Origin of the sequence: Pseudarthrobacter sp. IC2-21 (genome assembly GCF_034048115.1) — a bacterium.
GTDB lineage: Bacteria > Actinomycetota > Actinomycetes > Actinomycetales > Micrococcaceae > Arthrobacter > Arthrobacter naphthalenicus.
Genome location: NZ_CP139145.1, coordinates 892,585 through 918,137, shown reverse-complemented (window position 1 = coordinate 918,137; position 25,553 = coordinate 892,585). Strand labels below are relative to the sequence as shown.

The 25,553-nt window shown below is 66.4% G+C and carries 24 protein-coding genes; 5 read left to right on the top strand and 19 right to left on the bottom strand.

Annotation, left to right across the window (positions count from 1 at the left end):
- Positions 1-97: 97 nt before the first annotated feature.
- The 11 genes from SBP01_RS04285 to SBP01_RS04235 all read right to left on the bottom strand — a co-directional run bounded on the left by SBP01_RS04285 (position 98) and on the right by SBP01_RS04235 (position 13,319).
- The gene (locus SBP01_RS04285) at positions 98-2,332 is read right to left on the bottom strand and encodes an McrB family protein (protein WP_320537587.1); all 2,235 of its coding nucleotides are present in this window, start codon (positions 2,330-2,332) and stop codon (positions 98-100) included.
- A gap of 73 nt (positions 2,333-2,405) precedes the next feature.
- Positions 2,406-2,645, bottom strand: a complete 240-nt coding sequence (locus SBP01_RS04280) for a PLDc N-terminal domain-containing protein (RefSeq protein WP_275214503.1) — start codon at positions 2,643-2,645, stop codon at positions 2,406-2,408.
- Positions 2,646-2,737: 92 nt separating this feature from the next.
- Entirely contained in the window at positions 2,738-3,154 is a 417-nt protein-coding gene (locus SBP01_RS04275) for an acyl-CoA thioesterase (protein ID WP_275214504.1), read from the bottom strand.
- 50 nt (positions 3,155-3,204) lie between these two features.
- On the bottom strand, positions 3,205-5,268 hold the full coding sequence (locus SBP01_RS04270) for an ABC transporter ATP-binding protein (RefSeq protein ID WP_414004262.1): 2,064 nt from the start codon (positions 5,266-5,268) through the stop codon (positions 3,205-3,207).
- Positions 5,265-6,998, bottom strand: a complete 1,734-nt coding sequence (locus SBP01_RS04265) for an ABC transporter ATP-binding protein (RefSeq protein ID WP_275214505.1) — start codon at positions 6,996-6,998, stop codon at positions 5,265-5,267. The genes SBP01_RS04270 and SBP01_RS04265 overlap by 4 nt, the downstream gene beginning before the upstream one ends.
- Before the next feature lie 222 nt (positions 6,999-7,220).
- On the bottom strand, positions 7,221-8,855 hold the full coding sequence (locus tag SBP01_RS04260; RefSeq protein WP_320537586.1) for an MFS transporter: 1,635 nt from the start codon (positions 8,853-8,855) through the stop codon (positions 7,221-7,223).
- A gap of 10 nt (positions 8,856-8,865) precedes the next feature.
- The gene (locus tag SBP01_RS04255; RefSeq protein ID WP_275214506.1) at positions 8,866-9,342 is read right to left on the bottom strand and encodes a MarR family winged helix-turn-helix transcriptional regulator; all 477 of its coding nucleotides are present in this window, start codon (positions 9,340-9,342) and stop codon (positions 8,866-8,868) included.
- An 83-nt stretch (positions 9,343-9,425) separates the two neighbouring features.
- Complete coding sequence (locus SBP01_RS04250; RefSeq protein WP_320537585.1) at positions 9,426-11,162, bottom strand: thiamine pyrophosphate-binding protein; 1,737 nt, start codon at positions 11,160-11,162, stop codon at positions 9,426-9,428.
- Complete coding sequence (speB, locus tag SBP01_RS04245; protein ID WP_320537584.1) at positions 11,163-12,230, bottom strand: agmatinase; 1,068 nt, start codon at positions 12,228-12,230, stop codon at positions 11,163-11,165.
- Positions 12,231-12,330: 100 nt separating this feature from the next.
- Positions 12,331-12,906 (bottom strand): helix-turn-helix domain-containing protein, encoded by a 576-nt coding sequence (locus SBP01_RS04240; protein WP_275214509.1) that lies wholly within the window; start codon positions 12,904-12,906, stop codon positions 12,331-12,333.
- A 176-nt stretch (positions 12,907-13,082) separates the two neighbouring features.
- Positions 13,083-13,319 carry a hypothetical protein gene (locus tag SBP01_RS04235; RefSeq protein ID WP_275214510.1) on the bottom strand — a complete coding sequence of 79 codons (237 nt, stop codon included), beginning with the start codon at positions 13,317-13,319 and terminating at the stop codon, positions 13,083-13,085.
- Between the two features lie 216 nt (positions 13,320-13,535).
- Here SBP01_RS04235 and SBP01_RS04230 point away from each other — a divergent pair, with 216 nt between their 5' ends.
- Entirely contained in the window at positions 13,536-14,717 is a 1,182-nt protein-coding gene (locus SBP01_RS04230; RefSeq protein ID WP_414004261.1) for a VIT1/CCC1 transporter family protein, read from the top strand.
- A 12-nt stretch (positions 14,718-14,729) separates the two neighbouring features.
- Here SBP01_RS04230 and SBP01_RS04225 read toward each other — a convergent pair whose 3' ends face one another.
- Together SBP01_RS04225 and SBP01_RS04220 are read right to left on the bottom strand one after the other, a co-directional pair.
- Positions 14,730-15,863 carry a Rossmann fold nucleotide-binding protein gene (locus tag SBP01_RS04225; protein ID WP_320537582.1) on the bottom strand — a complete coding sequence of 378 codons (1,134 nt, stop codon included), beginning with the start codon at positions 15,861-15,863 and terminating at the stop codon, positions 14,730-14,732.
- Between the two features lie 9 nt (positions 15,864-15,872).
- On the bottom strand, positions 15,873-16,343 hold the full coding sequence (locus SBP01_RS04220; protein ID WP_275214513.1) for an SRPBCC family protein: 471 nt from the start codon (positions 16,341-16,343) through the stop codon (positions 15,873-15,875).
- Positions 16,344-16,609: 266 nt separating this feature from the next.
- Between SBP01_RS04220 and SBP01_RS04215 the strand changes: the two genes are divergently transcribed.
- The 4 genes from SBP01_RS04215 to iolB all read left to right on the top strand — a co-directional run bounded on the left by SBP01_RS04215 (position 16,610) and on the right by iolB (position 19,388).
- Positions 16,610-16,969: a metalloregulator ArsR/SmtB family transcription factor gene (locus tag SBP01_RS04215; protein ID WP_320537581.1), complete on the top strand. Its 360-nt coding sequence runs from the start codon at positions 16,610-16,612 to the stop codon at positions 16,967-16,969.
- Positions 16,966-17,448, top strand: coding sequence for an SRPBCC family protein (locus SBP01_RS04210; protein ID WP_275214517.1), 483 nt, complete (start codon positions 16,966-16,968; stop codon positions 17,446-17,448). The genes SBP01_RS04215 and SBP01_RS04210 overlap by 4 nt, the downstream gene beginning before the upstream one ends.
- A gap of 289 nt (positions 17,449-17,737) precedes the next feature.
- Positions 17,738-18,478 carry a GntR family transcriptional regulator gene (locus tag SBP01_RS04205; RefSeq protein WP_320537580.1) on the top strand — a complete coding sequence of 247 codons (741 nt, stop codon included), beginning with the start codon at positions 17,738-17,740 and terminating at the stop codon, positions 18,476-18,478.
- Positions 18,479-18,494: 16 nt separating this feature from the next.
- Positions 18,495-19,388, top strand: a complete 894-nt coding sequence (gene iolB / locus SBP01_RS04200; protein WP_275214519.1) for a 5-deoxy-glucuronate isomerase — start codon at positions 18,495-18,497, stop codon at positions 19,386-19,388.
- A 63-nt stretch (positions 19,389-19,451) separates the two neighbouring features.
- Here the strand turns inward: iolB and SBP01_RS04195 are convergent, their stop codons facing one another.
- From SBP01_RS04195 to SBP01_RS04170, 6 genes are all read right to left on the bottom strand, one after another.
- Positions 19,452-20,486, bottom strand: a complete 1,035-nt coding sequence (locus tag SBP01_RS04195; protein WP_320537579.1) for a Gfo/Idh/MocA family oxidoreductase — start codon at positions 20,484-20,486, stop codon at positions 19,452-19,454.
- Positions 20,487-20,510: 24 nt separating this feature from the next.
- Complete coding sequence (locus SBP01_RS04190) at positions 20,511-21,311, bottom strand: TIM barrel protein (RefSeq protein ID WP_320538282.1); 801 nt, start codon at positions 21,309-21,311, stop codon at positions 20,511-20,513.
- Positions 21,311-22,405, bottom strand: a complete 1,095-nt coding sequence (locus SBP01_RS04185; protein WP_320537578.1) for a Gfo/Idh/MocA family oxidoreductase — start codon at positions 22,403-22,405, stop codon at positions 21,311-21,313. Before SBP01_RS04185 ends, SBP01_RS04190 begins: the two co-directional genes overlap by 1 nt.
- 54 nt (positions 22,406-22,459) lie before the next feature.
- Entirely contained in the window at positions 22,460-23,512 is a 1,053-nt protein-coding gene (locus SBP01_RS04180) for a Gfo/Idh/MocA family oxidoreductase (RefSeq protein ID WP_320537577.1), read from the bottom strand.
- A complete protein-coding gene (locus SBP01_RS04175; protein ID WP_320537576.1) occupies positions 23,509-24,507 on the bottom strand; it encodes a Gfo/Idh/MocA family oxidoreductase in 999 nt (332 codons plus the stop codon). Before SBP01_RS04175 ends, SBP01_RS04180 begins: the two co-directional genes overlap by 4 nt.
- Before the next feature lie 105 nt (positions 24,508-24,612).
- Positions 24,613-25,539 carry an ATP-binding cassette domain-containing protein gene (locus SBP01_RS04170; protein ID WP_275214525.1) on the bottom strand — a complete coding sequence of 309 codons (927 nt, stop codon included), beginning with the start codon at positions 25,537-25,539 and terminating at the stop codon, positions 24,613-24,615.
- Between the last annotated feature and the right edge of the window lie 14 nt (positions 25,540-25,553).

Below are 25,553 nucleotides of genomic sequence, written 5' to 3'. Positions count from 1 at the left end.
CAGTGGCTTCACCGCAAGCCGCTGCGCGGGGACAGCCCGGGACGGGACAGACTGTGCCTGGACAGAGTGTGCCGGGACCGGCCCGGCCGGCAGCCCCTTAGCTGGCCGCAAGGCGTCCCAGCAGCGGCTCCAACCCGAACCGCTCCTCCAACTGCGCGCGGGTCAGCTGGCCGTGGTAGTGCTCCTCAAGCAGCGGCATCAGCTCGTACTTCCAGATCCGGCGCAGCCCGGCCGGTGTCTGGGCAGCCGGCTTCATGAAGTAGGACGGGCCGATCATCAGGTCCCGGTCCCACTCGTCGATGGCCGCGTTGAGCGCATCGAGCAGCAGCGCCGGCGTGGTGTCCAGCTCCCGTGCCTGCAGGAAGCGCAGCAGCGAACCCTTCACCGGTTCGGTCTGCGGGTGCAGCTCGATGAACGCAAACCGGCGGCGGATGGCGGCATCCATCATGGCAATGGACCGGTCTGCGGTGTTCATGGTGCCGATGATGTACAGGTTGTCCGGCAGGGTGAACGGCTCGTTCGGGCTGTACTGCAGGTAGATCCGGTCATCCCGGTACTCGAGCAGGAAGTACAGCTCGCCGAAGACCTTGGCCAGGTTGGCCCGGTTCATTTCATCGATGATCAGGAAGTAGGGCTTCTTTTCGTTTCCGGGCTTGGCGGCTTCCTCGGCCAGCCGGCGCAGCGGGCCCGCCACGAGCTTGAAGGACACCTGTCCCTCATCAGTTTTGTCCGGCCGGTAGCCCTCGAAAAAGTCCTCGTACGCGTAGGAGGGGTGGAACTGCACCAGCTTCACCCGTTCGTCCGTGCTGTCCTGCGCGAGCTCCGCGGCGAGGTGCTTGGCCAGGTACGTCTTGCCGGTGCCGGGCGGCCCGTACAGGACCAGCTGGCGGTTCTCTGCCAGAAGTTCCGCGATCTCCTGCAGCGGCTCGAGCTCCATGTGGAGCGAATCCGCGAACTCGCGGTCCAGCGGGCGGAAGCCCTCAAGCACCGGGACGACTTCGACGGCGGCTGTTGCGGGATCGTCGTCGTCCGGTTCCGCCTCACCGGGGACGAGCGCCTGCAGCGCCTGCACCACCTTGGTGACATCCACAACGATGCCGGCGGTGGCCAGCTGGCGCTGCACGTGACGGGGCAGCTCGCCGGTGGCGTGCCCTTCGCCGTCGAGCCAGCGGACCTTGCGCCGCATCTGGCGGTTGTCCTCGTTGTGCTCAGGTTCGCCCAGCACCACTCCCAGCCGCACGGCGCCCGCGGTCTGGTACAGGACAAGATCGCCCGGTTTCATGACCGTAAGGAACGCGAAGACGGCGGTCTTCGTGTCCTCCCGTTCCACGTAGCCCAGGTGCTTGTAATCCTCATCCACCGCGTGCTGCACCAACCCGGCAGTTACGCCGGGATCGAGGTGGCGGAGATGTTCGACGTCGAGCGTCACCTTTTCCTCCTCGTGCCACGCGGCGAGGAGCTCGGCGTTGTCGCTGTGGGTACGGACCAGCCAGGCCCGGCGCCCGGGGTCCCCCACCTTGCGCCACTGGCTGACCAGCTGGCGGGCGTACCAGTCGATGCGCTGGCCGGCCTGTTCGTCCAAGTGCAGGCGGATGCGGTGGATGTCGGCGGTGATGTCCGCGTCCGAGTCGCCGTTGGCGCCGCCCACCAGGGAAGCGAAGGCGTCACGGATCTCCCGGCGTTCAACGTCGGCCACAACGGGTTCAAAGTAGCTGGGCCACGCGAGATACTCGATGCTGCGGCGGATGGCAGGCTGGTCCTCCGGGGCGCCGGCGGCCAGCTCATGGAACTTCAGGGGATCCTTCAGCGCCTTGGTGATGGCGGCGGGGACCTGCTGGTCCACATGCTGCACAAAGCGGCAGAGCCACTTCAGGTGGTCCCAGATGGTCCAGTTGAACTCGGCGGTGCGGTCCCGGATGACGCCGTGGTCCGTCATGTCCTTGTACAGTTCCCCGGGCAGCTCCAGCGCGGGCTCCAGCCATGACGCCGCTTCAGCCACGCGGGCGCGCTTGACCTTGAGCGACTTCACCTCGTGAGCCAGCGGCAGGGACTGCAGGAAGAGCAGTTCCACGGCAAGCTGTTTCGCCTCGCGGGAGGCCCCTTCAAGGTTCTGCCGGAGGTTGGTCATCATGGGCGCTTTGGCGTCCGCGACCCCCTGTTCCAGACGCCCCAACAGCTCGGCCGCGGCGTCGGCCGTCCACGTCAGGGTCTTGCCGTCCAAGGCGGAGGGTTTGCCCTGCAGCCCCGGACCGAGCACAAACCATGCCGCCTCCTCAATCTCCTTGGAGACGCCGAGGGCGCGATGCATTGCAGTCTTGGGAGGCGGGGTCATATGGTCAAATTTACAGGTTCAAGCTGGGTGCCTGCTCCTAGGTCCGTGTGCTCACCGATCCTGCCCGGGCATCTTAGGTGACTGAACCGGGCCGCTTGCGGCCAAGAATGAAGTACCCCATCGGGCCGATGAAATTGATGAGGGCAGCCGCCCGCCAGGCCGCCTTTGGCCCGTTGATCTGCGCTGCCGGGCGCCTGCTGATGTCCCGCTGGGCAGCCAGCATCAGCGCCATTTGCACTATCCCTACCGCCACGACTCCTGCCCGTGCCGCCGGGGACATCTCTTTCCAGGTCTTTTTGTTTTTCTTGGCCATTCTTTCAACGCTCCTTAGATCGATATACCCAGTCTCGGGTGTGCGCCCCGCCCGTGCAACGGGTGCGGCCGGGGGACCGCCTGTCCGGCAGCCTAAAAGGTGAACGGCGCCATCCGTTCCTTCTGCTCGGGTGTCAGGCGCAGGACACGCCCTGAGTCCGCATCCACGAAGGCGAGGTGGCTACTGGCCCGGACGCAGTCCTCCCGGGTCACCGGATCCTGCACCACGTAATGAATGTCAAAGCTGGCGCCCTTCACGGCCCCGATCCACACCTGGACCACGGCCGGGACATTGCGGTACTCGAGCGTCCTGACGTAACGGATCTTGTGGTCCACCACGAGGGCCAGGGTGCCGTCGGGCACCTCGTTGAAGAGCCCCACTTCGGGTTCGACGCCGGGCAGGCCTGTGCCCCGCGGCGGCCCGAACGCAGCAATCCTGGCTTCCTCCATCATCCGGACGATCTGGACGTTGTTGATGTGCCCGTAGGCGTCCATGTCGCCCCAGCGCATCGGGACCAGGACCTCGATGCGGCGCGGCCCGGCCGCGCCGGCCTGCGCGCTCAGCTGTGCACCGCCGTCGAATCATCCACAGCCGTTGCTTCAGCGTCTGCACCGGCGAACTGGGACCGGTACAGGCGGTAGTACGCGCCTTCGGCGGCCAGCAGCTTCTTATGGTTCCCCTGCTCCACGATCCTGCCGTTCTCCATGACCAGGATGGTGTCGGCGTCGCGGATGGTGGACAGCCGATGGGCGATCACAAAGCTGGTGCGGTCCGTCCGCAGCGCCGCCATGGCCTTCTGGACCAGCACTTCGGTGCGCGTGTCCACTGAACTGGTGGCCTCATCCAGGATGAGCAGAGACGGGTTGGCCACGAAGGCTCGCGCAATGGTGATGAGCTGTTTCTCGCCGGCGCTGACGTTGTTGCCTTCCTCGTCAATCACCGTGCTGTACCCGTCCGGCAGGGCGCGGACAAAGCGGTCCACGAAGGTGGCCTTGGCCGCCGCCATGACCTGTTCCTCCGTGGCGTCCAGATTGCCGTAACGGATGTTGTCGTAGATTGAGCCGCCGAACAGCCACGCGTCCTGGAGCACCATGCCCACCTTGGAGCGCAGCTCGGAGCGGCTCAGCCTGGTGATGTCCACCCCGTCAAGGGTGATGGACCCGGAGTTGAGCTCGTAGAAGCGCATCACCAGGTTCACCAGGGTGGTCTTTCCCGCACCCGTGGGACCCACGATGGCCACGGTGTGGCCGGGCTCTGCGGTGAAGGACAGATTTTCGATCAGCTTCTTGTCTTCGGTGTAGCTGAACGTGACGTCCCGGAACTCCACGTGCCCGTCGGTCTTGGCCGGCAGGTGATCCGTGGCGGTCTCGGCGTCCTGCTCATCGGCGTCGAGGAATTCAAACACCCGCTCGGAGGAGGCAACACCGGACTGCAGCATGTTGGCCATGCCGGCCATCTGGCCCAGCGGCTGGGTGAACTCGCGGGAGTACTGGATGAACGCCGTGGCATCACCCAGGGACATCGAGCCTGACGCCACCCGAAGTCCGCCCACCACGGCGATGCCGACGTAGCTGAGGTAGGAGACGAACTGCATGACCGGGAAGATCATGCCGGAGACGAACTGGGCCCCGAAGCTGGCCTTGTACAGAGCCTCGTTCCGCTCTTCAAAGCGTTCCAGCATGTCAGCGTCACGGCCGAACACCCGGACCAGGTCGTGACCGGAGAAGGACTCCTCGATCTGGCCGTTGAGCTCGCCCGTATTCTTCCACTGGGCGGCAAAGAGCTTCTGGCTCCGGGAGCCGATCAGCCCGGCGGCCACACCGGAGAGCGGAAGCGCGATCAGGGCGATCAGGGCGAGCTGCCAGGACACGATGAACATCATGATGACAATGCCGATGACCGTCAGGAGGGAGCTGATCAGCTGCGCGAACGCCTGCTGCAGTGCCTGCTGGACGTTGTCGACGTCGTTCGTCACGCGGGAGAGCACGTCGCCGCGCTGGCGGGTGTCAAAGTAGTTCAGCGGAAGCTTGTTCAGCTTCTTTTCGGTATCGTCACGGAGCCTGCGGATCACCTTCATCACGATGCGGTTCAGCACGTACCCCTGCAGCCACAGGAAGATGTTGGCCACGAAGTACATGAGCAGCACGATGGCAATCAGGACGGAGAGTTTTTGGAAGTTGATCCCGGTGCCGGGCACCAGTTCCATCTTCGAGATCATGTCCGCGAAGTTTTCCTGGCCTTGCTGGCGCAGCCCTTCAACGAACTGTTCCTTGCTCGCACCGGCGGGCAGCTGTTTGCCCACCACGCCGCCGAAGATCACGTCCATGGCCTGGCCGAGGATTTTGGGGGCGATGACGTTCAGGACCACCGACACCACCACCAGTGCAACAACGGCGTAGATGCCCATGGCTTCGGGCTTCAGCAGGCCCAGGAGGCGTTTGGCGGAGGGCCAGAAGTGTTCGGCCTTCTTGGCGGGCATGCCGCCGAACATGTCGCCGTCAGCCTCGGAGGGTTTGAACTCCTCCTCGAAGAATTCGTCGTCCTCCAAGAGGTCCTCCGGTGTTGCCGCGGATTCGGTCTTTTCGAGGTTCAGGCCGGTGGCGTCTTTCTTGGCGGCGCTCATGCCATTTCCTCCACGCTCAGCTGGGATTCAACAATTTCCTGGTAAGTGGGCGAGGTTTCCAGGAGCTCCTCGTGGGTTCCGCGGTCAACGATCCTGCCGTTGTCCAGGACCAGGATCTGGTCCGCGTCCGTGATGGTGGTGATGCGCTGGGCCACGATAATGACGGTGGCATCGGCGGTGGTGCGCTTAAGGGCCGCTCGGAGCCGGGCATCCGTAGCCACGTCCAGGGCCGAGAAAGAGTCGTCAAAAAGGTACACCTTGGGCCGGGTCACCAGGGCCCGGGCAATACATAGCCGCTGCCGCTGGCCGCCGGAGACGTTGGTGCCGCCCTGGGCGATGCGGGCGTTCAGGCCGTTCTTCTTGGCGCGCACGAAGTCCTCGCCCTGGGCGATCTGCAGTGCGTCCCACAGCTCCTGGTCCGTGGCTTCGGTCTTGCCGAAACGCAGGTTGTGCTCGATGGTGCCGGAGAAAAGATAGGGCCGCTGCGGGACCATGGCAACGCGTTTGGTGATCTCGGCCCGGTCCAGGTCACTCACGGGGACACCGTCCAGCAGGACCTCACCCTCGGCAATATCGTAGAGGCGCGGGAGCAGCGACAGCAGGGAGGTCTTGCCGGCACCGGTGGAACCAATGATGGCCACGGTCTCCCCCGGCCTGGCAGTGAAGCTGATGTTGCTCAGCACGGGCGATTCGGCGCCGGGGTAGGCGAAGGTGACGTTTCGGTACTCCACCACGCCCTCGAGGGCGGCGGGTGTTTGCGGACGTTCGGGATCGTGAATGGAGGGTTCGACGTCGAGCACTTCACCGATGCGGTCCGCGCAGACGGAGGCGCGCGGGATCATCATGGCCATGAACGTGCCCATCATGACGGCCATCAGGATCTGCAGCAGGTACTGAAGGAAGGCGGTCAGGGCGCCCACCTGCATGTCGCCGGAATCCACGCGCTGGCCGCCGAACCACAGCACCGCGGCCGTGGACAGGTGCAGGATCATGCCGATGGCCGGGAACATCAGGACAAACAGGGCCCCGATCTTCAGGGAGACATCCGTCAGGTCCTTGTTGGCAACGCCAAACCGGTCCGTCTCGTAGGGTTCGCGGACAAAGGCGCGGACCACCCTGATGCCAATGATCTGCTCACGCAGCACGGCGTTGATGCGGTCGATCTTCTTCTGCATGGCGCGGAACAGCGGCATCAGCCGGACTACGAGGTAGCCCACCACCACAATCAGCACCGGCACGGACACCCAGACCAGCCAGGACAGGCTGAGGTCCTCGCGCAGTGCCATAATGATGCCGCCGATGCACATGATGGGTGTGGCCACCATGAAGTTCAGCCCCATCAGCACCAGCATCTGGACCTGCTGGACATCGTTCGTGCCGCGGGTGATGAGGGTGGGGGCGCCGAAGGCGTTCACGTCCTTCGCCGAGAAGCTGGTGACCTTGCGGAACACGCCGCGGCGGAGGTCCCGGCCCACGGCCATGGCCGTCCTGGAGCCGAAATAGACCCCGGCGATGGCTGCCACCACCTGGACCAGGGCCACGAGGAGCATCACGGCCCCGGTGCGCCAAATGAAATCGGTGTCCCCGCGGGAGACGCCTTCGTCAATGATCCGGGCGTTGAGGCTGGGCAGGTAGAGCGCTGCGATGGTTGACGCCAGTTGGAAAACAACCACGGCCACGATGTACGGCGTATACGGCTTGGAATAGCGCCGTATGAGGGTCAGGAGCATGCCCACGGGTCCTTAGGGAGAGAGCGCGAAATGATGGGATAAGTCTTAGCAGCAGAGGCCGACATTATTAGCCTACCTACTGTACAAAATCCGTTGTCCGGCGGATATACGCCGGGGCAGAATCATCCCCGGGGGCGTACGGGAGCCGGTGTTCTGCCGCGAAACGGCCACCGGGCCCGTTCGGGGGACTCGGTGGCCGTTCGGGCAAGCAATTACGGGCGGTCAGTGACGGGCGGACGCAAGGCCCGCCGTCGAACGCTCGCCGTCAGCGTTCGGTTGGCCGTCGGGATTGCTGTCAGCCCTGGTGCCGGGCTTGGTGTCCGGCTGGATGTCCACCGTGCGCCGCAGCGGGCGTTCCTTGATGAACAGCACTGAGATCAGCGCCACCACGGCCACCACGGCGGAGATCAGGAAGACCTCTGCAGTGGCATCACCGTACGCGGCGCGCATGATCTCGCGGACAGGTGCGGGCATGTCCACCAGGTCCAGCGAGGCCCCGGCCGAGCCGCCGGTCACAGGGATGCCGGCCGCGGCCAGGCCCTCCGTGGCGAGCTGGGTGACCCGGTTACTGAGCACGGCGCCGAGGACGGCGACGCCGATGGCCCCGCCTACCGAGCGGAAGAAGGCCACGGACGCGCTGGCTGTGCCTATGTCCGAGGCCCGGACGGTGTTCTGGACGGCCAGCACCAGGTTCTGCATCAGCATGCCCAGGCCCACGCCCAGGATGGCCGTGAAGATTCCGGCCTGCCAGAGCTCCGTGGTGTGGTCCATGGTGCCGGCGAGGCCCAGGCCGCCGATGAGCAGGATGGAACCGCCGATCAGGTAGCCCTTCCACTTACCCGTGCGGCTGATCAGCAGGCCGGACACAACGGAGCCTGTCAGGTTGCCTGCAATCATCGGCAGGGTCAGGAGACCGGCTTCGGTGGGTGTGGCACCGCGCGCCACCTGGAAGTACTGGCCCAGGAAGGTGGTGGAGCCGAACATCGCAATGCCCACTGCCACGGAGGCGAGGATGGCCAGGGCGGTGGTTCGCTCGGAGATGATCTTCAGCGGAATGATGGGCTGTTCCACCTTGGATTCCACGAGCACCAGCAGGGCCAGCAGCACCAGGCCGCCGCCCACCATGGCGGCCGACTGCCAGGAGACCCAGTCGTAGTAGGCGGGGTTGCCGGCGAAGGAAACCCAGATCAGCAGGAGGCTCACACCGGAGGTCAGCAGGATGGAGCCGAGCCAGTCGATCTTGGCGGGGCGCCTGACGTGCTGGATCTTGAGGGTCAGCTGCAGGAGGATGAGGGCGACGACGGCGAGCGGCACGCAGACGAAGAAGGTCCAGCGCCAGCCCAGCGGGCTGTCCACGATGAATCCGCCGAGCAGCGGGCCACCGGCGGTGCCGACGGCCATCACGCCGCCCATGTAGCCGGAGTATTTGCCGCGGTCCCGCGGCGGGATCATGGTGCCGATGATGGCCTGCGCCAGGGCAGTGAGCCCGCCCATGGCAACACCCTGGATAACGCGGGCGGTGAGCAGCAGCGGGATGGTTTCGGAGAGGCCGGCCATCACGGAACCGGCCACAAAGATGACGATGCTCAGCTGGACCAGGATCTTTTTGTTGAAGAGGTCCGCCAGCTTGCCCCAGATGGGGGTGGTGACGGCGTTGGCCAGGAGGGCGGCGGTGATGACCCAGGCGAAGTCGGTCTGGGTGCCGTGCAGGTCGGACATGATGGTGGGCAGCGCGTTGGCCACGATGGTGCTGCTGAGGATGGCGGTGAAGAACGCAGCGAGGAGCCCGGTCAGGGCTTCCATGATCTGGCGGTGGGTCATCGCCAAGGGTGGCGCGGCGGGTGGTTGGCTCGACATAAGAGTCCTTCTAGGGGGTCGGTGTGGTGATGGGACCGGCCGCCGTTGCCCGGGCTGATTGTTTGATTGCCTCGGAAAGCCGGGACAGGACCCGCGCGGTGTCTTCGGCGTCCTCCTGGCTCCAGTTGCTGAGGTAGCCCTGCAGGGTGGCCGTGCGCTGCTCCTCGATCTGACGGAGCTTCTCCACGCCTGCCTGGGAGAGGGCAACCAACTGGGCGCGCCCGTCGGACGGGTCCTGCCGCCGGACAACGTACCCCTGCTCTTCGAGGTCCGCGATGTGCCGGCTGAGGACGGGGGCCGATACGCCCAGGCGCTCCGCAAGGTGCGTGGCGCGGGACTCCCCCTCCCCCACATACCGGAGCACACCCTGAAGCGCCACACCGGTGTCCTGCCCGCGGAAGCTCGCCGACGCGACGCATCGGACCACCCGCTGCAGATCGAAGATGCGGTAGACCAGATCCGCTGCGGTGTCCGGCGCGACTGCCATGATGAATTACTCCTCAGTTGTTTGCCTCAAGCAACTATATCGCTAAATGGTTACTTTGGGAAACTAATAGGAGGAGGCGACCTTTAGATGCCCAGGTGCGTGGGCGCGAACATTTTGAGGAGCGTTTCGACGACGACGACGTTCGGCCCGTCAGCCGCGAATCCCGCCTTGAGCGCGTCCCCCACATCCTCGGGGGCCACCCGGGTGGCCGGCACACCGAACGCTTCGGCGAGCTTGACGAAGTCCGGGCGGGTGAGCTCGGTGGCCGTGGCCTTGCCAAAGGCGCCCACCATGTATTCGCGCAGGATGCCGTAGCCGCCGTCGTCAACAATGAGCCAGGTGACCGGGACGTTGTGCTGTTTGGCGGTGGCGAGTTCGGCGATGGAGTACATGGAGGACCCGTCACCGGAGACGGCGAGGACCCGTCCGGGCCGGCCCAGCGTTTCAAGGCCTACCGCGCCGCCGATGGCTGCCGGGAAGCCATAGCCGAGGCCGCCTGCTCCCTGGGCGGAGTGGAACTGGCCTTCCCTGGCATCCCAGCAGCTCCAGCCCCAATAGGCGGCGATGGTCATGTCCCAAAAGGTTTGCATATCGCCGGGCACGGCCTCGCGGATATCCGCCATGAACTTCAGTTCCTTGGCCAGATCCTGTGATTCCAGCCGGGCGCGCACCTTCGCAAGGGACTCCTGGACCAACGTTTCGGGGGCGACGCCATGCCAGCTGCGGACTGTTTCGGCCGCGCTGATTCCGGCGGCACCGCTGCGGACCGGTGCCGCCAGGGCTTCGTCGAGGGCGGCGAGCGCCTGGCCGGCGTCAGCCCGGATACCCAGGCCGGGGCGGTTCGATTCGAGGACGCGCGGTTCGGCGTCGATCTGGATGATCCGCCCGCGGGGCTCGAACGTGAAGTAGTTGGAGGTGACCTCGCCCAGGGAGGAGCCGATCACGATCAGGACATCGGCATCCTCCAGCACGTCGGTCATGTGCCGGTCCTCGATCCAGGACTGCAGCGACAGCTCATGGTTCCAGGGGAACGCGCCGTTGCCGCCAGGAGTACAGATCACCGGTGCCCGCAGCTTTTCGGCAATCGACAGCAGGGACTTCTCCGCCCGGCCCCGCCGGGTGCCCCCGCCCGCGATGATGGCGGGGCGTTCCGCCGTCGAGAGCCACCTCACGGCTTCGCGGATCAGCTCCACCCGGGGAGGGTTGTCCGCGGCTTCGGCCAGCGCATCCTCCACCGGGGGGACCATGATGGGATCCAGCAGCACGTTCTGCGGGATTTCCAGCCACACCGGGCCCTGCGGCGAGGAGATCGCCTCGGTCCAGGCGTCCTGGATGGCCGAGGGGATGCCGGAGGCGTGCTGGATCAGGCGCTGGCTCTTGGTGACGTTCGCGGCTGAGGCCTTCTGGTCATCGAGCTGGTGGAGCATGCCCTTGCGGCGGGCCCCCAGGCCGTCGAGCGGGATCTGGCTGGCCACCACCACCATGGGCACGCCGGTTGCGTAGGCCTCCTGCAGCCCGGCCAGGGACGTGAGCGCGCCCGGTCCGGTGGACAGGAACAGCACCCCCACCTCCCCCGTGGCACGGGCGTAGCCGTCCGCGGCGAAAGCCGAGTTGTTCTCCACCCGGGAGGACACAAAATGCAGGTTGCCGCGGCCCATCGCGTCGAACAGGCCCAGCGCGTGCTGGCCCGGGATGCCGAAGACTGTCTTCGCGCCGAGGGCTTCGAGGGTCTCGACCACGAGGTCCCCGCCGTTGCGCTGGCCGGTGCTGCCTGCTGCCGGGGAGGCGGCAGCATGCGTGCCGGCGTCGAATTCAGTCATCTAGGGCTCCTTTGTAACGGCGGCGAAGCCGGCGAGTTGGTGCGGTTCCCGGCCGAGGGCCTGGGCAGCGTAGCCGTTGGCGGCGCCGAAACGCCCGCCGTCCACGGCATTGTCCGCCATGAGGGTGATCAGCTCGTAGGCCACGTGGCTCGCGGCCACGCCGGTGATTTCGGCGTGGTCGTAGGCGGGGGCCACTTCGACGACGTCGGCGCCCACCAGGTTCAGGCCGCGGAGCCCGCGGATGATTTCCAGGAGTTCACGGCTGGTGATGCCGCCCGCCTCGGGGGTTCCGGTGCCGGGGGCGTGCGCAGGATCCAGGACATCGATGTCCACGGAGATGTACAACGGCCTGCTGCCGATGCGGTCGCGGACCTTGGCCACCGTCTCCAGGACGCCCTGGTAGTAGACGTCGGCCGAAGTGACGATGCCGAAACCGAAGCGGTGGTCGTCGTCGAGATCCTTCTTGCCGTAGAGCGGGCCGCGCGTGCCGATGTGGCTGATCGCTTCGGTGTCCAGAATGCCTTCTTCAACGGCCCGGCGAAACGGCGTTCCGTGCGTATATTCCGCGCCGAAGTAGGTGTCCCAGGTGTCAAGGTGCGCGTCAAAGTGCAGCATGGCCACCGGCCCGCCTGCCCGTTCGGCTGCGGCGCGGAGAAGCGGCAGCGCGATGGTGTGATCCCCGCCGAGGGTCACCAGTTTGCTTCCGGCAGCCGTGAGGTCCAGGGCGTTCTGCTGGATGGTTTCGATGGCTTCGTTGATGTTGAACGGGTTGACGGCCATGTCGCCGGCGTCGGCCACCTGCACGTTTTCGAACGGGCTCACGTCCCAGGCGGGGTTGTAGGGACGCAGCAGGCGGCTGGCTTCCCGGACATGGTTGGCGCCGAAGCGCGCGCCGGGCCGGTACGAGACGCCCGAGTCGAAGGGGACGCCCACCACCGTCACATCGGCCTTGGCCACCTGGTCCAGGCGCGGCAGCCGGGCGTACGTGGCGGCTCCGGCGTAGCGCGGGATGCGGGCGGAATCGATGGGGCCGAGGTTCCCGTTGGCTTCGATGCGCAGTTCTTCCACGGCGGGCCTCTCCTTCAAGAAATGCTGTTTGATGTGTGACTGCCATCATAGACCCGGGTTGACCTATGCGCACCAAGTGTTTACTCCACAGCCCGTCCTGTCAGCGGCTGGCGGCGGGTACCAGGACCCAGAGAACCTCCACCGGTTCGTTGGTCGGATTAACCCATGTATGGGGTTCGCGGCCCGGAAACGTCACGGTGTCGCCGGAGGTGAGGTCGAATTCCTCGTTTGTCATGATCAGGCGGATGCTGCCCTTGACCACATGCAGGACGTCAACGTCGCAGTCCACGGCATACAGTTCGGCTTCGCCCCGGCCGTGCGGCGCGATGACGGCCTGGATGATCTGGATGCGCCGTTCGGAGCGGGCAGTCAGCAACCGCTCCACGATGCCTTCGCCGCCGAGCGAGATCCGGGGACCTTCATCCCGCCTGGTCAGATGGGTTTCCGGGGCGGCGAACAGGTCGCCGATGGAGATGGAGAGAACCTGGCACAAGGTCACCAGCGAGGCCACGGAGGGGGAGGTCAGGTCCCGCTCCACGCGGCTGAGAAATCCCTTGGTCAGGCCGGTGGCGTCGGCAACCTGTTCTATGGTCAGACGCTGCGACTGCCGGGCAGCGCGGATTCTGGACCCGATGGCCACCGGAACGTTGCTCGGCTCGACTGGCAGTGCCTTCATGTGCGGACCTTTCGTGGCCGGCGGTCCGGCCCCATCTCTGGAGCAATCCTAGTGGCCAACCGCCGGCAGACCGCGGCACGCACCGCGGCAGTCAAACAGCGTCCGCAACGGCAGGCGCACGACGGCGGCACCTCGGTTCCGTCGCAGGGAAACCGAAAGTGCCGCCGTCGTCCGTTCTATTCAGTGTCCGATTCGGCCTCGCGGAATTCGTCGTCATCCAGCGGAACCACGCGTTCCTCGGCGTCTACTTCCACCGGGGGTGTGGGGATCACGGCTTCTTCGGCGTCCAGGAACTCGTCCTCGGCATCCCACTCGTCTTCGTTGATGGGGACATCCTCTGCGTAGTCGTAAGCGGGATCCGCTTCTACTGCGTCCAGGTGCGGCATGTCCGGTTGGGGTCCGGCGGTGTTCATGATTCAACCTCCGTTTGATCGCCTGACGTGCTCATGCAGTGGGAGCCACCAAGCTCCACATCTTCATCAGAGCACCGCCCGCCAGCCCGGTCAAGGGCCTTTGGCACCCCCTCGGGAGTGGCCCGTACCGCCGCCGATTTTGAGGTAAACCGAAACCCGGCAGTGAGGTCTGCCAGCCGAAAATCCGCGGTTTAACGCGGTAGTCTGGACGCTGCAATGGGGCCGAACCATGCCCTATCCAGCACAGGAGTTCCAGTGTCTCACCCCACCCATTCAAACCAATCCAAGCCGACAGACCAGGCGCCGCCGGGAACCGGCAAGCCCACCCCGGCCGACCTCCGCCGCTGGCGCCAGTACCTGGCGGATGAACGCGCAGAGGCCGCCGTCTATCGCGATCTGGCACAAAACCGTGACGGCGAAGAGCGCGACATCCTGCTGGCCCTGGCCGAAGCCGAAGGCCGGCACGAGGCCCACTGGCTCCAGCTCCTCGGTGAGCACGCAGGCAAGCCGCGGCCCGCGTCCTTCCGCAGCCAGCTGCTGGGCTTCCTGGCCCGCCACTTCGGTTCGGTCTTCGTCCTGGCACTGGCCCAGCGCGCCGAGGGCCGCTCGCCCTACGCCAAGGATCCCAACGCCACGGACGCCATGGCGGCAGATGAACAGATCCACGAGGAAGTGGTCCGCGGCCTGGCCACCCGGGGCCGCAACCGGCTTGCCGGGACTTTCCGGGCCGCCGTCTTCGGGGCAAACGACGGCCTGGTCAGCAACCTCTCGCTCGTGGTGGGCATGGCCGCTTCCGGGGTGGCCAGCGGTGTGGTGCTTCTCAGCGGCATCGCCGGACTCCTGGCCGGCGCCATGTCCATGGCGGCCGGAGAGTTCGTTTCCGTGCGCTCCCAGCGGGAGCTGCTGGCGGCCACCCGGCCCACGCAGATCACGCTCGCCGCCGCGCCGAACCTGGACCTCGAACACAACGAGCTCCTGCTTGTCTATCTGGCGCGTGGGATGTCCCGCGAAGCAGCCGAACACCGCGTTGCCGAACGCATGGGGCTGCTCAACTGCGACTGCGATCCCAGCCTGTCCCTTCAGCCCGAGCTTCCCGAGACCGAGGACGAGCACGAAGCCGTGGGGACCGCGTGGGGCGCCGCACTGTCCAGCTTCTGCTTCTTCGCCTCCGGCGCCGTGGTGCCCATCCTGCCGTTCCTGTTCGGCCTGACCGGCGTGCCCGCCCTGGCGGTGGCCGGCGTGCTCGTGGGGCTGGCGCTGCTGGTAACCGGCGGCATCGTCGGGCTGCTGTCCGGGACCTCGCCTCTGAGCCGCGGCCTGCGCCAGCTCGCCATTGGCCTGGGGGCGGCCGCCGTGACCTACGTCCTGGGCCTCGCCTTCGGCACGGTGGTGGGCTAACGCTGTGGTGGGCTAAACGCCCAGCACGGCGAGTGCTTCGGCCACGCTGTCCACAAGGAAGATCCGGTCTGCCATGGGCCTGCCTGCCGCGAGCCGGTGCAACATCGGCCACGCGGGCAGTTCCTGCTCCCAATGGCGCCTGCCAACCAGCACCATGGGAGTGACTGCTTCCCGGGAACTGTAATAGTTTTCGCATGCGTCCTGGAAGATTTCCTGCACGGTACCTGCCGCTCCGGGCAGGAAGATCACTCCGCCGTCGCACAGTTCCAGCAGGATCGCCTCCCGGATTGAATTGGCGAAGTACTTGGCGATGTGCGTGGCGAAGTAGTTGGGCGGCTCATGCCCGTAGAACCAGGTGGGGACACCCAACGAGGGGGTTCCGTCCGGATAACGTTCGACGACGGCCGCCGCCTCGCGTGCCCAGGCGGACACCGAGGGCCGGAAGCCGGGCACGGCCCCAAGCCCGGCCAGCACCTCCTGGAACCCCGCGTCGGGAATTCCGCTGAGGTAGGCGCCGAGGTTGGCGGCCTCCATGGCGCCCGGACCGCCGCCTGTTGCCACCAGCCTGCCGGTCTGGGCGAGGAGCCGTCCCAGCGCTGCGGCCTGGGCGAATTCCAGGGTGCCGCGGCGGGCTGTGTGGCCGCCCATCACCCCTACTGTGGCCCGGCCCGCGCGGAGCTCCGAGCGCATGAACTCGTCCAGTGCGTCGCCGATGGCGTGATCGTGCAGCGCCGATGCCAGGGTGGCGTCCAGCCGGTGCCGCTGCCCGGGACGGATGCTCCAGTGATACACCAGGGCATCCGGAAGTTCCTCATAGGGTGCGTGATCCAGTCCGGCGTACAGTTCCTGCGGGGTGTACAGCCCTGCCCGGTAAGGATCAAACGGCACACCTTCAAGCTTGGGAAAAATCAGGGCACCGCGGCGCCGCAGTCCTGCTTCGACGTCCTGATCGAAGGTACAGCCGAGGAAAATGGCGCCTTCCGCGTCCAGTCTTTCCAGCGCGGCCGTCCGGCCGCGCAGGTCCAGGGACTGGGCGTGCCAGCCGCGCATCGACACGGCGCCGGCCGCCACCAGGCGGTCGAAGCCCTCAAGGCTTTCGACCTCGATGGTCCGCGGGCTGGGGACCAGACCGCCGGCACGGTTCATTCCGTAAACCTAGCGGGAGAGTCCGGCAGTGCCCGTGACGTGTTGCTCCAGCCTGAGCAGGGTCTCCTCGATGCTGGCAGGGTGGCGGCGCAGGTAGCCGGCCAGCCGCAGGAAGAACTTGCCCCGGACCGCCCTGGCGTCCCACTGTTCGGTGACGCGCGTCCCGGCCGTACCGGCGGCATCCGTGGCCGGCTCAAGGAGGTAGCGCCAGATATGGCCGTAGAAGTGGCGCCAGGCAATACGCCGGCCTTCCTCGAATTCGCAGACCGTGTTGAGGATTTTGTAGTCCACTTTCATGTTCATCTCCATGCCGAACCGCGCACCGAGGACCAGCCGCTCCGGACCGCGCGGCTGGGCGCCCTTGACGGTGCCGGAGCCATCGATCACGCTGTGCAGCGCCGGCGTGGCCAGTACCTCAAAGATCTGTTCCGGTGCTGCGGGGATGAATCTCTCACGGGACACCAGGTAGCGGTTGTTCATGCCCCCAGCCTAGGGCCTCTATGGCTGGGGTAGCTGTTCCCCATGCTGCGTTCCAACCGCGTCCGACGGCGGCGTCCGCGCCTGAGCCGGAGCGTGCGCCGGCAGCGGCGCATGACATTCCGGAACTCGCAGCCCTGATCGTCCCACCCCCGCGCAGACCCCTTGACCGTAGCCTGGCGCGGGCGTAAATTTGTAATCAATCAATTAGTTGATCAACAACCAGGTTGATCAATGGGTTGAGATGGAAATGAAAGGCCCGCAGCACAATGGACTCCGACGACGGCACCCTGGACTCGGCCTTTATGGCCCTGGCCGATCCCGTGCGGCGGCAGATCGTTGCCCGGCTGAGCCGGGGGCAGGCCACAGTCAACGAACTGGCGGAACCCTTCGCGATCAGCAAACAGGCGGTCTCGAAGCACATCCAGGTCCTCGAGCAGGCCGGGCTCGTCACCCGCACGCGTGACGCCCAGCGCCGGCCCGTCCATCTGAATCCCGCACGGCTGGAGGCACTCACAGCGTGGATCGACCAGTACCGGCTGGTCCGCGAAGAGCAGTTCCGCGGCCTCGACGCCGTGCTCCGATCCGTCGCCGCAACCGGCGGCGCACACCCCAAGGAATCATCATGAGCAATCCACTGAACCTCAGCGTTCCTGAGGGACTCCCCTTCATCGACTACGACCGCGAGTTCGAGTTCCCCGTGGCGGACGTCTTCCGCGCCCACAAGGACCCCGCCCTGATTACCCAATGGCTCGGTCCGCGCGGCCTGAAGATGGAGATTGACCACTACGACTTCCGGACCGGCGGCACCTACAGCTACCTGCACACCGGGCCCGATGGCGTGGCCTACGAGTTCAGCGGCGTCTTCCACACGGTCCGGGAAAATGAGTTCGCCATCCAGACCTTCGAGTTCGGTGGCTACCCGGACGTGGTCAGCCTCGAATTCATGACTTTTGAAGACCTCGGCAACGGGCGCACGCGCTTGCGCGGCCACTCGGTTTACCCCAGCGTGGAAGCCCGCGACGGCATGGCCCAGTCCGGCATGGAAGGCGGCCTGACAGAAGGCTACGAGCGGCTTGACGAGCTGCTCAGCGGCGCGAAAGTCTAGGACCACGAAAGCACGACGGCGGACGGTTCCCTTCGGTGGAAGGCGACCGTCCGCCGTCGCGCGCACGAAGAGGCGCTCCAGGAGAGTGCCCGGATCCTGGTCTGACGTCAGGACAATACTCACGGCCGATTTTGTAGGCGGTTAGCCGATTATCCGCCCTTGACCTTCGCTGGACGCCTGATAACATCAAGAAAAGGGCTCATGTCCTATCAAAAGAACAAAGGGTGACATACTCGGCACGTCCCGGTGGGCGGCGCCCAGTTGGGCCCTGGAACACGGGGAACATTCAGTGGCGAATCAACTTGGTCTCACCATCGACCGCTCCTCCCCCATCCCCTTGTATCACCAGGTGGTTCAGGGGATAGAGGCGGCCATCCACAGCGGAGTCCTGGAACCGGGCAGCCGGCTCGACAACGAAATCGACCTCGCGGCACAGCTCAACCTGTCCCGGCCCACCATGCGCAAGGCCATGGACGAATTGGTCCGCTCCGGCCTGCTGGTCCGCAAGCGGGGCGTGGGAACGCAGGTGGTGTCCAGCCAGGTCCGCCGCCCGCTGGAACTGTCCAGCCTGTTTGACGACCTCACGAACAACGGCAAAAAACCCACCACCGAGGTGCTGAGCTTCTCCCACATGGAAGCCGACGCCGCCACCCTGGCCACCCTGCAACTGCCCGCCGGCTCGAAGGTCTACCACTTCACCCGGCTGCGCAAGGTGGGCGGCAAGCCGCTGGCTCTGATGGAGAACTGGGTCCGCGATGACATCGCCACCATGGATGAGGCCATGCTCGCCGCGGAAGGGCTCTACTCCATCCTGCGCCGGGGCGGCGTCAACTTCCGCCTGGCCACCCAGCGGATCGGCGCCATGATCGCCAACGACTATCAGGCACCGCTGCTTGAGACGGAAGTGAACGCGGCCCTGGTGACCATGGAACGCACCGCTGTGGACGATACGGGGCGGCGCGTGGAGACCGGCCACCACGTCTACCGCGCCGATTCCTACAGCTTTGAAATGACACTCGTACAGCGCTAACGCAAGGACTTTTGCCATGACCAACTGGGTCTACCCCCTGGGCTCCGCCACTGACGGCAACTGGGACATCTCCCTCGGCACCTCAGATTCCGCCACAGCCGTGGAAGGCTGGGCCCATACGGGACTGAAGGTGGCCACCCTCGCCGCGGGCGCCGCCGTCAGCCTGCCGGCGGCCGGCGAGGAACGCATCGTGATTCCGCTCAACGGCGCCTTCACCGCGACGGTGGACGGCGTGGACTACCCCCTTGCGGGGCGAACCTCGGTGTTCCACGGGCCCAGCGACGTGCTGTACTCCGGTACCGGCAAAGCCGTTACCATCAGCTCAGCCGACGGCGGCCGCGTGGCCGTCGCGACCGCCCCGGCGAAGGCCGCGTACCCCACGCGCCTGGTCACCGCCGCGGAGACACCCGTGGAACTGCGCGGCGCCGGAAACTGCTCCCGCCAGGTCCACAACTTCGGCACCCCGGCGGCCCTGGAGGCGGACCGGTTTATTGTCTGCGAAGTCCTCACTCCGGCCGGCAACTGGTCCTCCTATCCCCCGCACAAGCATGATGAGGAGAAGGACGGCGAAACAAACCTCGAGGAGATCTACTACTTCGAGACCCGGGTGTCCGCAGGCTCCGGGGCACCTGCCGACGCCGACGCCATCGGCTACCAACGCGTTTACGCCTCGGATGAGCGCCCCATCGACGTGGCCGCCGAGGTCCGCACCGGCGACGTGGTGCTGGTCCCCTACGGCTGGCACGGCCCTGCCATGGCGGCACCCGGCTACGACCTGTACTACCTCAACGTCATGGCCGGTCCCGGCCCGGTGCGGGAATGGCTCATCAGCGACGACCCCCACCACGGCTGGGTGCGGCAAAGCTGGGACGGGCAGGACATCGATCCCCGGTTGCCGTTTACGGCATAGCAGCGGAAAACAATGCCCCGCCGGAACAGGTTCCGGCGGGGCATTGTGCGTAACTGGCGGCAATCAGGTGGCCATTGGCAGCGCCACTTTGACGGGCGCGCCCGTCACCAGGGATTCCTGGGCAGCATCGGCCACGCGGGATGCGGCCACCGCGTCCTGGGGCGTGCACGGGTTTTCCCGCTCGCCCAGGATCAGCTCCACAAACGCAGCCATCTCGGACCGGTACGCCTGGTCGAAGCGCTCCGCGAAGGTCTGGTGCGGTTCGCCGTCGGGAAAGGTGATCCCGGCTTCGGCCGAGGCCAGCGCCGACTTCGAATCCAGGCCCACCATGACTGTCCGGTTGGATCCCTGGATCTCCAGACGGACATCGTGGCCGGCCCCGTTGTAGCGGCTGGCGGAGACCGTTCCCACGGTGCCGTCGTCGAACGTGATCACGGCCAAGGCCGTATCCACGTCGCCCACGTCGCCGATGGCCGGATCACCGTTGTTGGAGCCCTTCGCATAGACTTCCACAATGTCGCGGCCGGTCAGCCAGCGCAGGATGTCGAAGTCGTGGACCGAGCAGTCCCGGAACAATCCGCCGGACGTGGCCAGGAATTCCACCGGCGGGGGCGTCATGTCGCAGGTGACGGCGCGCAGCGAGTGGATCCAGCCCAGCTCGCCGGCCTGGTAGGCGCGTTTGGCTTCGAGGTAGCCGGCGTCGAAGCGGCGCTGGTGGCCGATCTGCACCACGCCATTGTTGTTCCCGATATAGTCCAGCACCGGCAACGCGTCGGCTACGTTCATGGCTACCGGCTTCTCGCAGAACACCGGAATGCCGGCATCCACTCCGGCCCTGATGAGTTCGGGGTGGGTCGCGGTTCCGGTGGCAATCACCAGGCCGTCCACGCCCGAGGCGATCAGGTCCGCCACGGAGGGCAGGAACTCCGCGCCGAGGCCTCCGGCGATGTTGCGTGCGTGATCTTCCGCAACATCCGTGAGCCTGAGCCGGGCGCTGATCCCCTGCGGGTTCAGCACCCCGTTGAGCGAGGCAATGTTGTTGGCGTGCATCACGCCGATGCGTCCCACCCCCACCAGGCCGAGAATGACATCCTTCATAGTGTTCCTTCGTAGGTTGAAGTGCTAAGGGATCGTGACCGGCCGGACGGGTGCCGGCCGGTCGGTGAAGGCTGCCCGGAACGCTGCCAGGGCGGCCTCACTGTCGCCGCTGGCCCATGCTTCCAGTCCGACGGTGCCGTCGTAGCCGGCGTCGGCGAGCGCCCGGGCGACAGCCTGGTAGTTGACTTCGCCGGTGCCGGGCTCACAGCGGCCAGGGACATCCGCCACCTGGATCTCGCCGATGTGCGGCAGGGCGGTCCGCACCAGTTCAATCAGGTTCCCCTCGCCCAGCTGCGCGTGGTAGAGGTCCAGCATGAGCTTCACGTTGGGGTGCCCGGTCGCTTCCACCAGGGCCAGCGTGTCCTTGGCACGGGCCAGCGGGATGCCGGGGTGGTCCAGGACCGTGTTGAGGTTCTCCAGACAAAAAGTCACCCGGTGCTTCGCTCCCAGCGCTCCCAGGCGCTCCAGGGTCCTGGCCCCCGTGATCCACATGCGGCCGGTGGACCTGAAGACGGGATGTGCGGCCTTCCCGTCCACCAGTTCCGCGGAGTGCACCACCAAGCGGCTGACACCGAGCTCCAGGGCCGTGGGGATCAGTGACTCAGCCGTACGGACGACGTCGTCGGCAGTGTCCGGATCCACCAGGCTGCCCGCGGTGTATCCCGTCATGGAGGAAAAGACCGCGCCGCTTGCCGCCAGCGCCTTCACGTCCTTGGTGCGGGAGTCCCACAGTTCAACGTCGAACCCGGCATCGTGGATCCGCCGCACGCGCTCGGTGAAAGGCAGGTCCGTGAACACCATCTCCGCGCAGACAGCCAGCCGCATCATGGCCTCACCTTCGCCGCCGAAGGAACAGCCGCGGGAGCGCCCTGCTTCACGGAATCGATGCAGGCCAGTGCCATGGCGAGGGCACGGCGCGCGTCTGCCGGTCCCGGGGTCAGCGTGAAATCGGCCGACGGCGGCGGCGTACCGTCGCGCCGTGACCGCACCGCGGCGGTGAAGTCGGCGAGTTCATCCGTATAGGCCTGGCGGAAGAGTTCCACGTTGAGCCGCGGAGTGTCCGCGGAGAGGCCGTCGGCCGTGTAGCGGCGGGCCGCTGTTTCGGTGGACCGGCCGGCCTGGACCATGCCCTTTGAACCGAAGACCTCACCCCGGACGTCGTAGCCATAGAGGGCGCTGAAGTTCGCTTCCGCCACGGCGATGGCGCCGTTGCTGTAGCGGACGGTGACCACGGCGGTGTCCAGGAAGCCTTGGTCGCGCAGGGCGGGTTCCACCAGGGCGTCGGCCACGGCGTAGACCTCCACGGGCTCAGCGCCCTCATTGAACCAGTTCAGGGTGTCGAAGTCGTGGATGAGGGTTTCCAGGAAAATGGTCCAGGCCGGTACCCTCGCGGCGTTCGGGATGCTGCCGGTCCCCGGATCGCGCGTGAGCGAGCGCAGGAGCTGCGGCGTGCCCGCCGTCCCTGCGGCAAGGTCCTTCTTGGCCGCCTGGAAGTCGTCGGCGTAGCGGCGGTTGAAGCCTATTTGGAAGTGCACCCCGGCGGCCTCCACGGCGGCAAGGGCGGCGTCGAGCTCGTCAAGGTCCTGCGCCGCAGGCTTTTCGCAGAACACGTGTTTCCCGGCGGCGGCTGCCTTGCTGGTCAGGGCGGCATGAAAACGGGCCGGACTGGCGATGATCACGGCATCGATCGCGGGATCGGCCAGGATGTCCTCGGCACTGGCCGTGACTTTGGTTGTGCCGAGCGAGGCGGCGAGCGCCTGGGCAGATTCAACGTTTGGGTCGGCGATGGCGGCGAGCACCGCATCCGGGACCCGGCGGGCAATGCTTTCAGCGTGGAACGCGCCCATCCAGCCCGAGCCGATGAGGCCGATCCGTACCGGGGCCGGGTTGGGGGCGGGGGTGGGGGTGAGATAAGCCATGGGCTGGTCCTTTCATGGGGCTGGCGCGTGGATGGTGTCGCTGGTTTGGGAGAATTAGTGCCGGGCCGCGGCCGTGGTTGCTTCGCCGCGGAACACCAGGCCGAGCTGGCTGCGGATCTGATCGGCCACTTCCAAGGTGCGGATGGAGGCAGCCAGTGTCCGTTGGCTGGCTTCCCGGCTGCCTGCGCCGATGGCCCGTGCAACGGCCGCGGCCTCATAGTGCAGGCCTTCGAAGTGGCCGCCCGCGGGTTCGTCATGGCGAAGGCGGGTGCCGTCGGGGAAGCGGACCTCGAAGCCGCCGGGCATGTTGAAGGGCCCGTCGATGGTCAGTGTCGCCTTTGAGCCCACCACTATGGCTGCCGTGGGCGTGAAGTTGTGCACGTGAGTGTTCACCATGGCCTGCGCGCTGCCGTCGAACGTCATCATCGCGGACAGCTGGGCATTCACGCCGGACTGGTGCGGCTGACCCATGGCAGCCAGTTGCTGCGGGCTGCCCAGCACCTCGGTCACCAGTGCCAGTGGATACGTGCCCAGGTCCAGCAGCGGGCCGCCGGCGAGGTCAGGATTGAAGATGCGGTGGGCGGGGTCGAAGTGCTCGCCATACTCCGCAACCACTGTGGTGATGGTCCCCAGGGTGCCGGCGTCGAGGATCTGGCGGATCACATCGAACTTCGGCAGGAAGAACGTCCACATGGCCTCCGCGGCGAACACGCCGGCGGCCTCGGCCCGGCCGGCAATATCGCGTGCCTGGTCCGCGTTGAGGCCGAGCGGTTTCTCGACCAGCACGTGCTTGCCCGCCTCGATGGCCAGCAGTGCGGCGGCGTGGTGGCCGGTGTGCGGCGTGCACACGTAGACGATGTCGATGTCCGGGGCCGCGGCCAGTTCCTCATAGCTCCCGTACGCGGCCGGCACGTTGAACGTGTCCGCGAAGGCCTTGGACCTGTTCAGTGACCGGGACCCGACGGCGCCAATCACCTGTCCGGTGTGCGCCTGGAGGGATTCGGTGAAGCGTTCGGCGATCCAGCCCGGGCCCATGATGCCCCAGCGCAGCACGGGGGCGTCACGGGAGTCCGGGACCCTGGACGACGGGAGGGCGGTGGCGGTCATAGATACTTGACCTTCGTGGCCGTCCCGTCGCTGTGCAGCGACTGGATCATGGCTTGGGCGACGAGTGCGGCGTTCAGTCCGTCCTGGGCACCGGCGAGGGAAGGCTTGTCTCCCGCGGCAAGCGCAGAGATCCAGGCCTGCAGCTGCAGCCGGTACGCGTCGGCGAAGCGGGGTCGCCAGTCCGCAGGGATCTGCTCCTGCCTGGTTCCTTCCTGCTCGATGCCCAGCAGGGCGGAGTTCTGCAGTGCCGTGATGCCGCGCTCCGAAACAACCTCGCAACGGGTGGTGTAGCCGTACTGGGCATTCAGGAACAGTTCCAGGGTGGTGAGGGTTCCGTCGGCGGTCCGGAGCGTCATGAATGCCGGGTCCGGCAGACCGGCCTCCGCGTGCCGGGTGCTGTTGCCGGCCTGCCAGGACACTTCCGTGATGGGAGAGCCCAGCAGCCAGGGAATGATGTCCAGCTCATGGATGGCCGAGTTGGTGATGGCCGATTCCGCCGTGGTGCCGGGAGCCGCGGCGGCGTTCCGGCTGATGCAGTGGACCATCAGCGGCCCGCCCTGCGCCCGTCCCCGCACGGCCTGCCGCAGTGCCACGTAGCCCGGGTCGAAGCGCCGCATGAAACCGAGCGAAAGCAGGGACGCTCCCGTCGCGGCCACCATATCGGCGTCCGCAGCCACCACTTCCAGGCTTTCCAGGACGGTGGGTGCCAGCGGCTTTTCGCACAGCACCGGCGTCATCGTCTCGAAGCACTCCAGGACCAGGCCGGCGTGGGTGGAGTCGTGTGAGGCCACCACCACGGCGTCCACCTCGCTGGAGTGGATCAGCTCCGAGGGGTCGGTGGTGATGCGTGCCGACGACGGCGCTGCCGCAGCGGCGCGGTCAGCATCCAGATCTGCCACGAAGGTGACCTCGGCACCACCGATGTTGGAGGAGAGGTTCCTGATGTGGTCCGCGCCCATGATTCCGGCGCCAATGACACCTACCCGGATCGGCATGATGTTCCCTTCGTTGATGTTCGTGTGTCTCGTCCCGAAGCAGGGCGCAGGCGCACAACGGGGTACTCCCGGGGTGTCCGGAGTACCCCCCGGGGTCGCTCTGCCCTAAGCGTGCTTCGGGCCCCCTGGCGGGGCGGTGTCGGTGACGTCGGCGACTTCGGCCTGGACTTCCTTGAGGGCCTCGTTGTGGCCGCCGAGTTGTTCGAGTTCGTGGGCGAGTTCGGCGAGTTCGGCACCGCCTGCCATCTGGGCGGTGAGTTCGTCCAGGGTGATGTCTTTTTTGTCGTAGTAGCCGATTGACTTGCCGCGCTTGAGCAGCAGGAACCGGTCCCCCACGGGAAAGGCGTGGTGCGGGTTGTGGGTGATGAAGATGACCCCGAGGCCGCGGTCGCGGGCCTGCAGGATGTAGCGCAGGACCACGCCGGACTGCTTCACACCCAGGGCCGCCGTGGGCTCGTCCAGGATCAGGACCTTCGCCCCGAAGTACACGGCCCGGGCGATCGCCACGCACTGGCGCTCACCGCCGGAGAGCTGGCCGATGGGCTGCTCCACGTCGCGCAGGTCAATGCCCATGTCCGCGAGTTCCTTCTTGGTGATGTCCTTCATCTGCTGGACATCCAGGCTCTTGAACGGCCCGAACCCGGAGGTCAGTTCCGAGCCGAGGAAGAAGTTCCGCCAGATCGGCATCAGGGGCACGACGGCCAGGTCCTGGTAGACGGTGGCGATCCCGACGTCGAGGGCGTCACGGGGCGAACTGAACTTCCGTTCCTCACCCATGATGTTCAGCACGCCCTCGTCATGCTGGTGCAGGCCGGCGATGATTTTGATCAGCGTGGACTTGCCGGCGCCGTTATCTCCCAGCACGCAGGTGACACGGCCGTTATCGACCGCCATGGTCACATCACTCAAGGCGATGATATTCCCGTAGTGCTTGCCCACGCCCTCCAGGGAGAGCAGGTGGACCGGGGTGTGGGTCAGCGGATCCGTTTCATTGTGCAGCAGGGTCTGCTGGTCGATCTGGTTGGCGTTCATTCTCTCCGGCCCCT

Excerpts from the sequence above, each read along its gene's own strand:
- SBP01_RS04210 (WP_275214517.1), top strand. The coding sequence starts at position 16,966 with ATGAGCAATCCACTGAACCTCAGCGTTCCTGAGGGACTCCCCTTCATC.
- SBP01_RS04270 (WP_414004262.1), bottom strand. The coding sequence starts at position 5,268 with ATGAGCGCCGCCAAGAAAGACGCCACCGGCCTGAACCTCGAAAAGACC.
- SBP01_RS04255 (WP_275214506.1), bottom strand. The coding sequence starts at position 9,342 with ATGGCAGTCGCGCCGGACACCGCAGCGGATCTGGTCTACCGCATCTTC.
- iolB (WP_275214519.1), top strand. The coding sequence starts at position 18,495 with ATGACCAACTGGGTCTACCCCCTGGGCTCCGCCACTGACGGCAACTGG.
- SBP01_RS04280 (WP_275214503.1), bottom strand. The coding sequence starts at position 2,645 with ATGGCCAAGAAAAACAAAAAGACCTGGAAAGAGATGTCCCCGGCGGCA.
- SBP01_RS04285 (WP_320537587.1), bottom strand. The coding sequence starts at position 2,332 with ATGACCCCGCCTCCCAAGACTGCAATGCATCGCGCCCTCGGCGTCTCC.
- SBP01_RS04275 (WP_275214504.1), bottom strand. The coding sequence starts at position 3,154 with ATGCGCTGGGGCGACATGGACGCCTACGGGCACATCAACAACGTCCAG.
- SBP01_RS04230 (WP_414004261.1), top strand. The coding sequence starts at position 13,536 with ATGGGGCCGAACCATGCCCTATCCAGCACAGGAGTTCCAGTGTCTCAC.
- SBP01_RS04240 (WP_275214509.1), bottom strand. The coding sequence starts at position 12,906 with ATGAAGGCACTGCCAGTCGAGCCGAGCAACGTTCCGGTGGCCATCGGG.
- SBP01_RS04225 (WP_320537582.1), bottom strand. The coding sequence starts at position 15,863 with ATGAACCGTGCCGGCGGTCTGGTCCCCAGCCCGCGGACCATCGAGGTC.
- SBP01_RS04235 (WP_275214510.1), bottom strand. The coding sequence starts at position 13,319 with ATGAACACCGCCGGACCCCAACCGGACATGCCGCACCTGGACGCAGTA.
- SBP01_RS04260 (WP_320537586.1), bottom strand. The coding sequence starts at position 8,855 with ATGTCGAGCCAACCACCCGCCGCGCCACCCTTGGCGATGACCCACCGC.
- SBP01_RS04190 (WP_320538282.1), bottom strand. The coding sequence starts at position 21,311 with ATGCGGCTGGCTGTCTGCGCGGAGATGGTGTTCACGGACCTGCCTTTC.
- SBP01_RS04215 (WP_320537581.1), top strand. The coding sequence starts at position 16,610 with ATGGACTCCGACGACGGCACCCTGGACTCGGCCTTTATGGCCCTGGCC.
- SBP01_RS04220 (WP_275214513.1), bottom strand. The coding sequence starts at position 16,343 with ATGAACAACCGCTACCTGGTGTCCCGTGAGAGATTCATCCCCGCAGCA.
- SBP01_RS04265 (WP_275214505.1), bottom strand. The coding sequence starts at position 6,998 with ATGCTCCTGACCCTCATACGGCGCTATTCCAAGCCGTATACGCCGTAC.
- SBP01_RS04175 (WP_320537576.1), bottom strand. The coding sequence starts at position 24,507 with ATGCCGATCCGGGTAGGTGTCATTGGCGCCGGAATCATGGGCGCGGAC.
- SBP01_RS04170 (WP_275214525.1), bottom strand. The coding sequence starts at position 25,539 with ATGAACGCCAACCAGATCGACCAGCAGACCCTGCTGCACAATGAAACG.
- SBP01_RS04250 (WP_320537585.1), bottom strand. The coding sequence starts at position 11,162 with ATGACTGAATTCGACGCCGGCACGCATGCTGCCGCCTCCCCGGCAGCA.
- SBP01_RS04195 (WP_320537579.1), bottom strand. The coding sequence starts at position 20,486 with ATGAAGGATGTCATTCTCGGCCTGGTGGGGGTGGGACGCATCGGCGTG.
- SBP01_RS04180 (WP_320537577.1), bottom strand. The coding sequence starts at position 23,512 with ATGACCGCCACCGCCCTCCCGTCGTCCAGGGTCCCGGACTCCCGTGAC.
- SBP01_RS04185 (WP_320537578.1), bottom strand. The coding sequence starts at position 22,405 with ATGGCTTATCTCACCCCCACCCCCGCCCCCAACCCGGCCCCGGTACGG.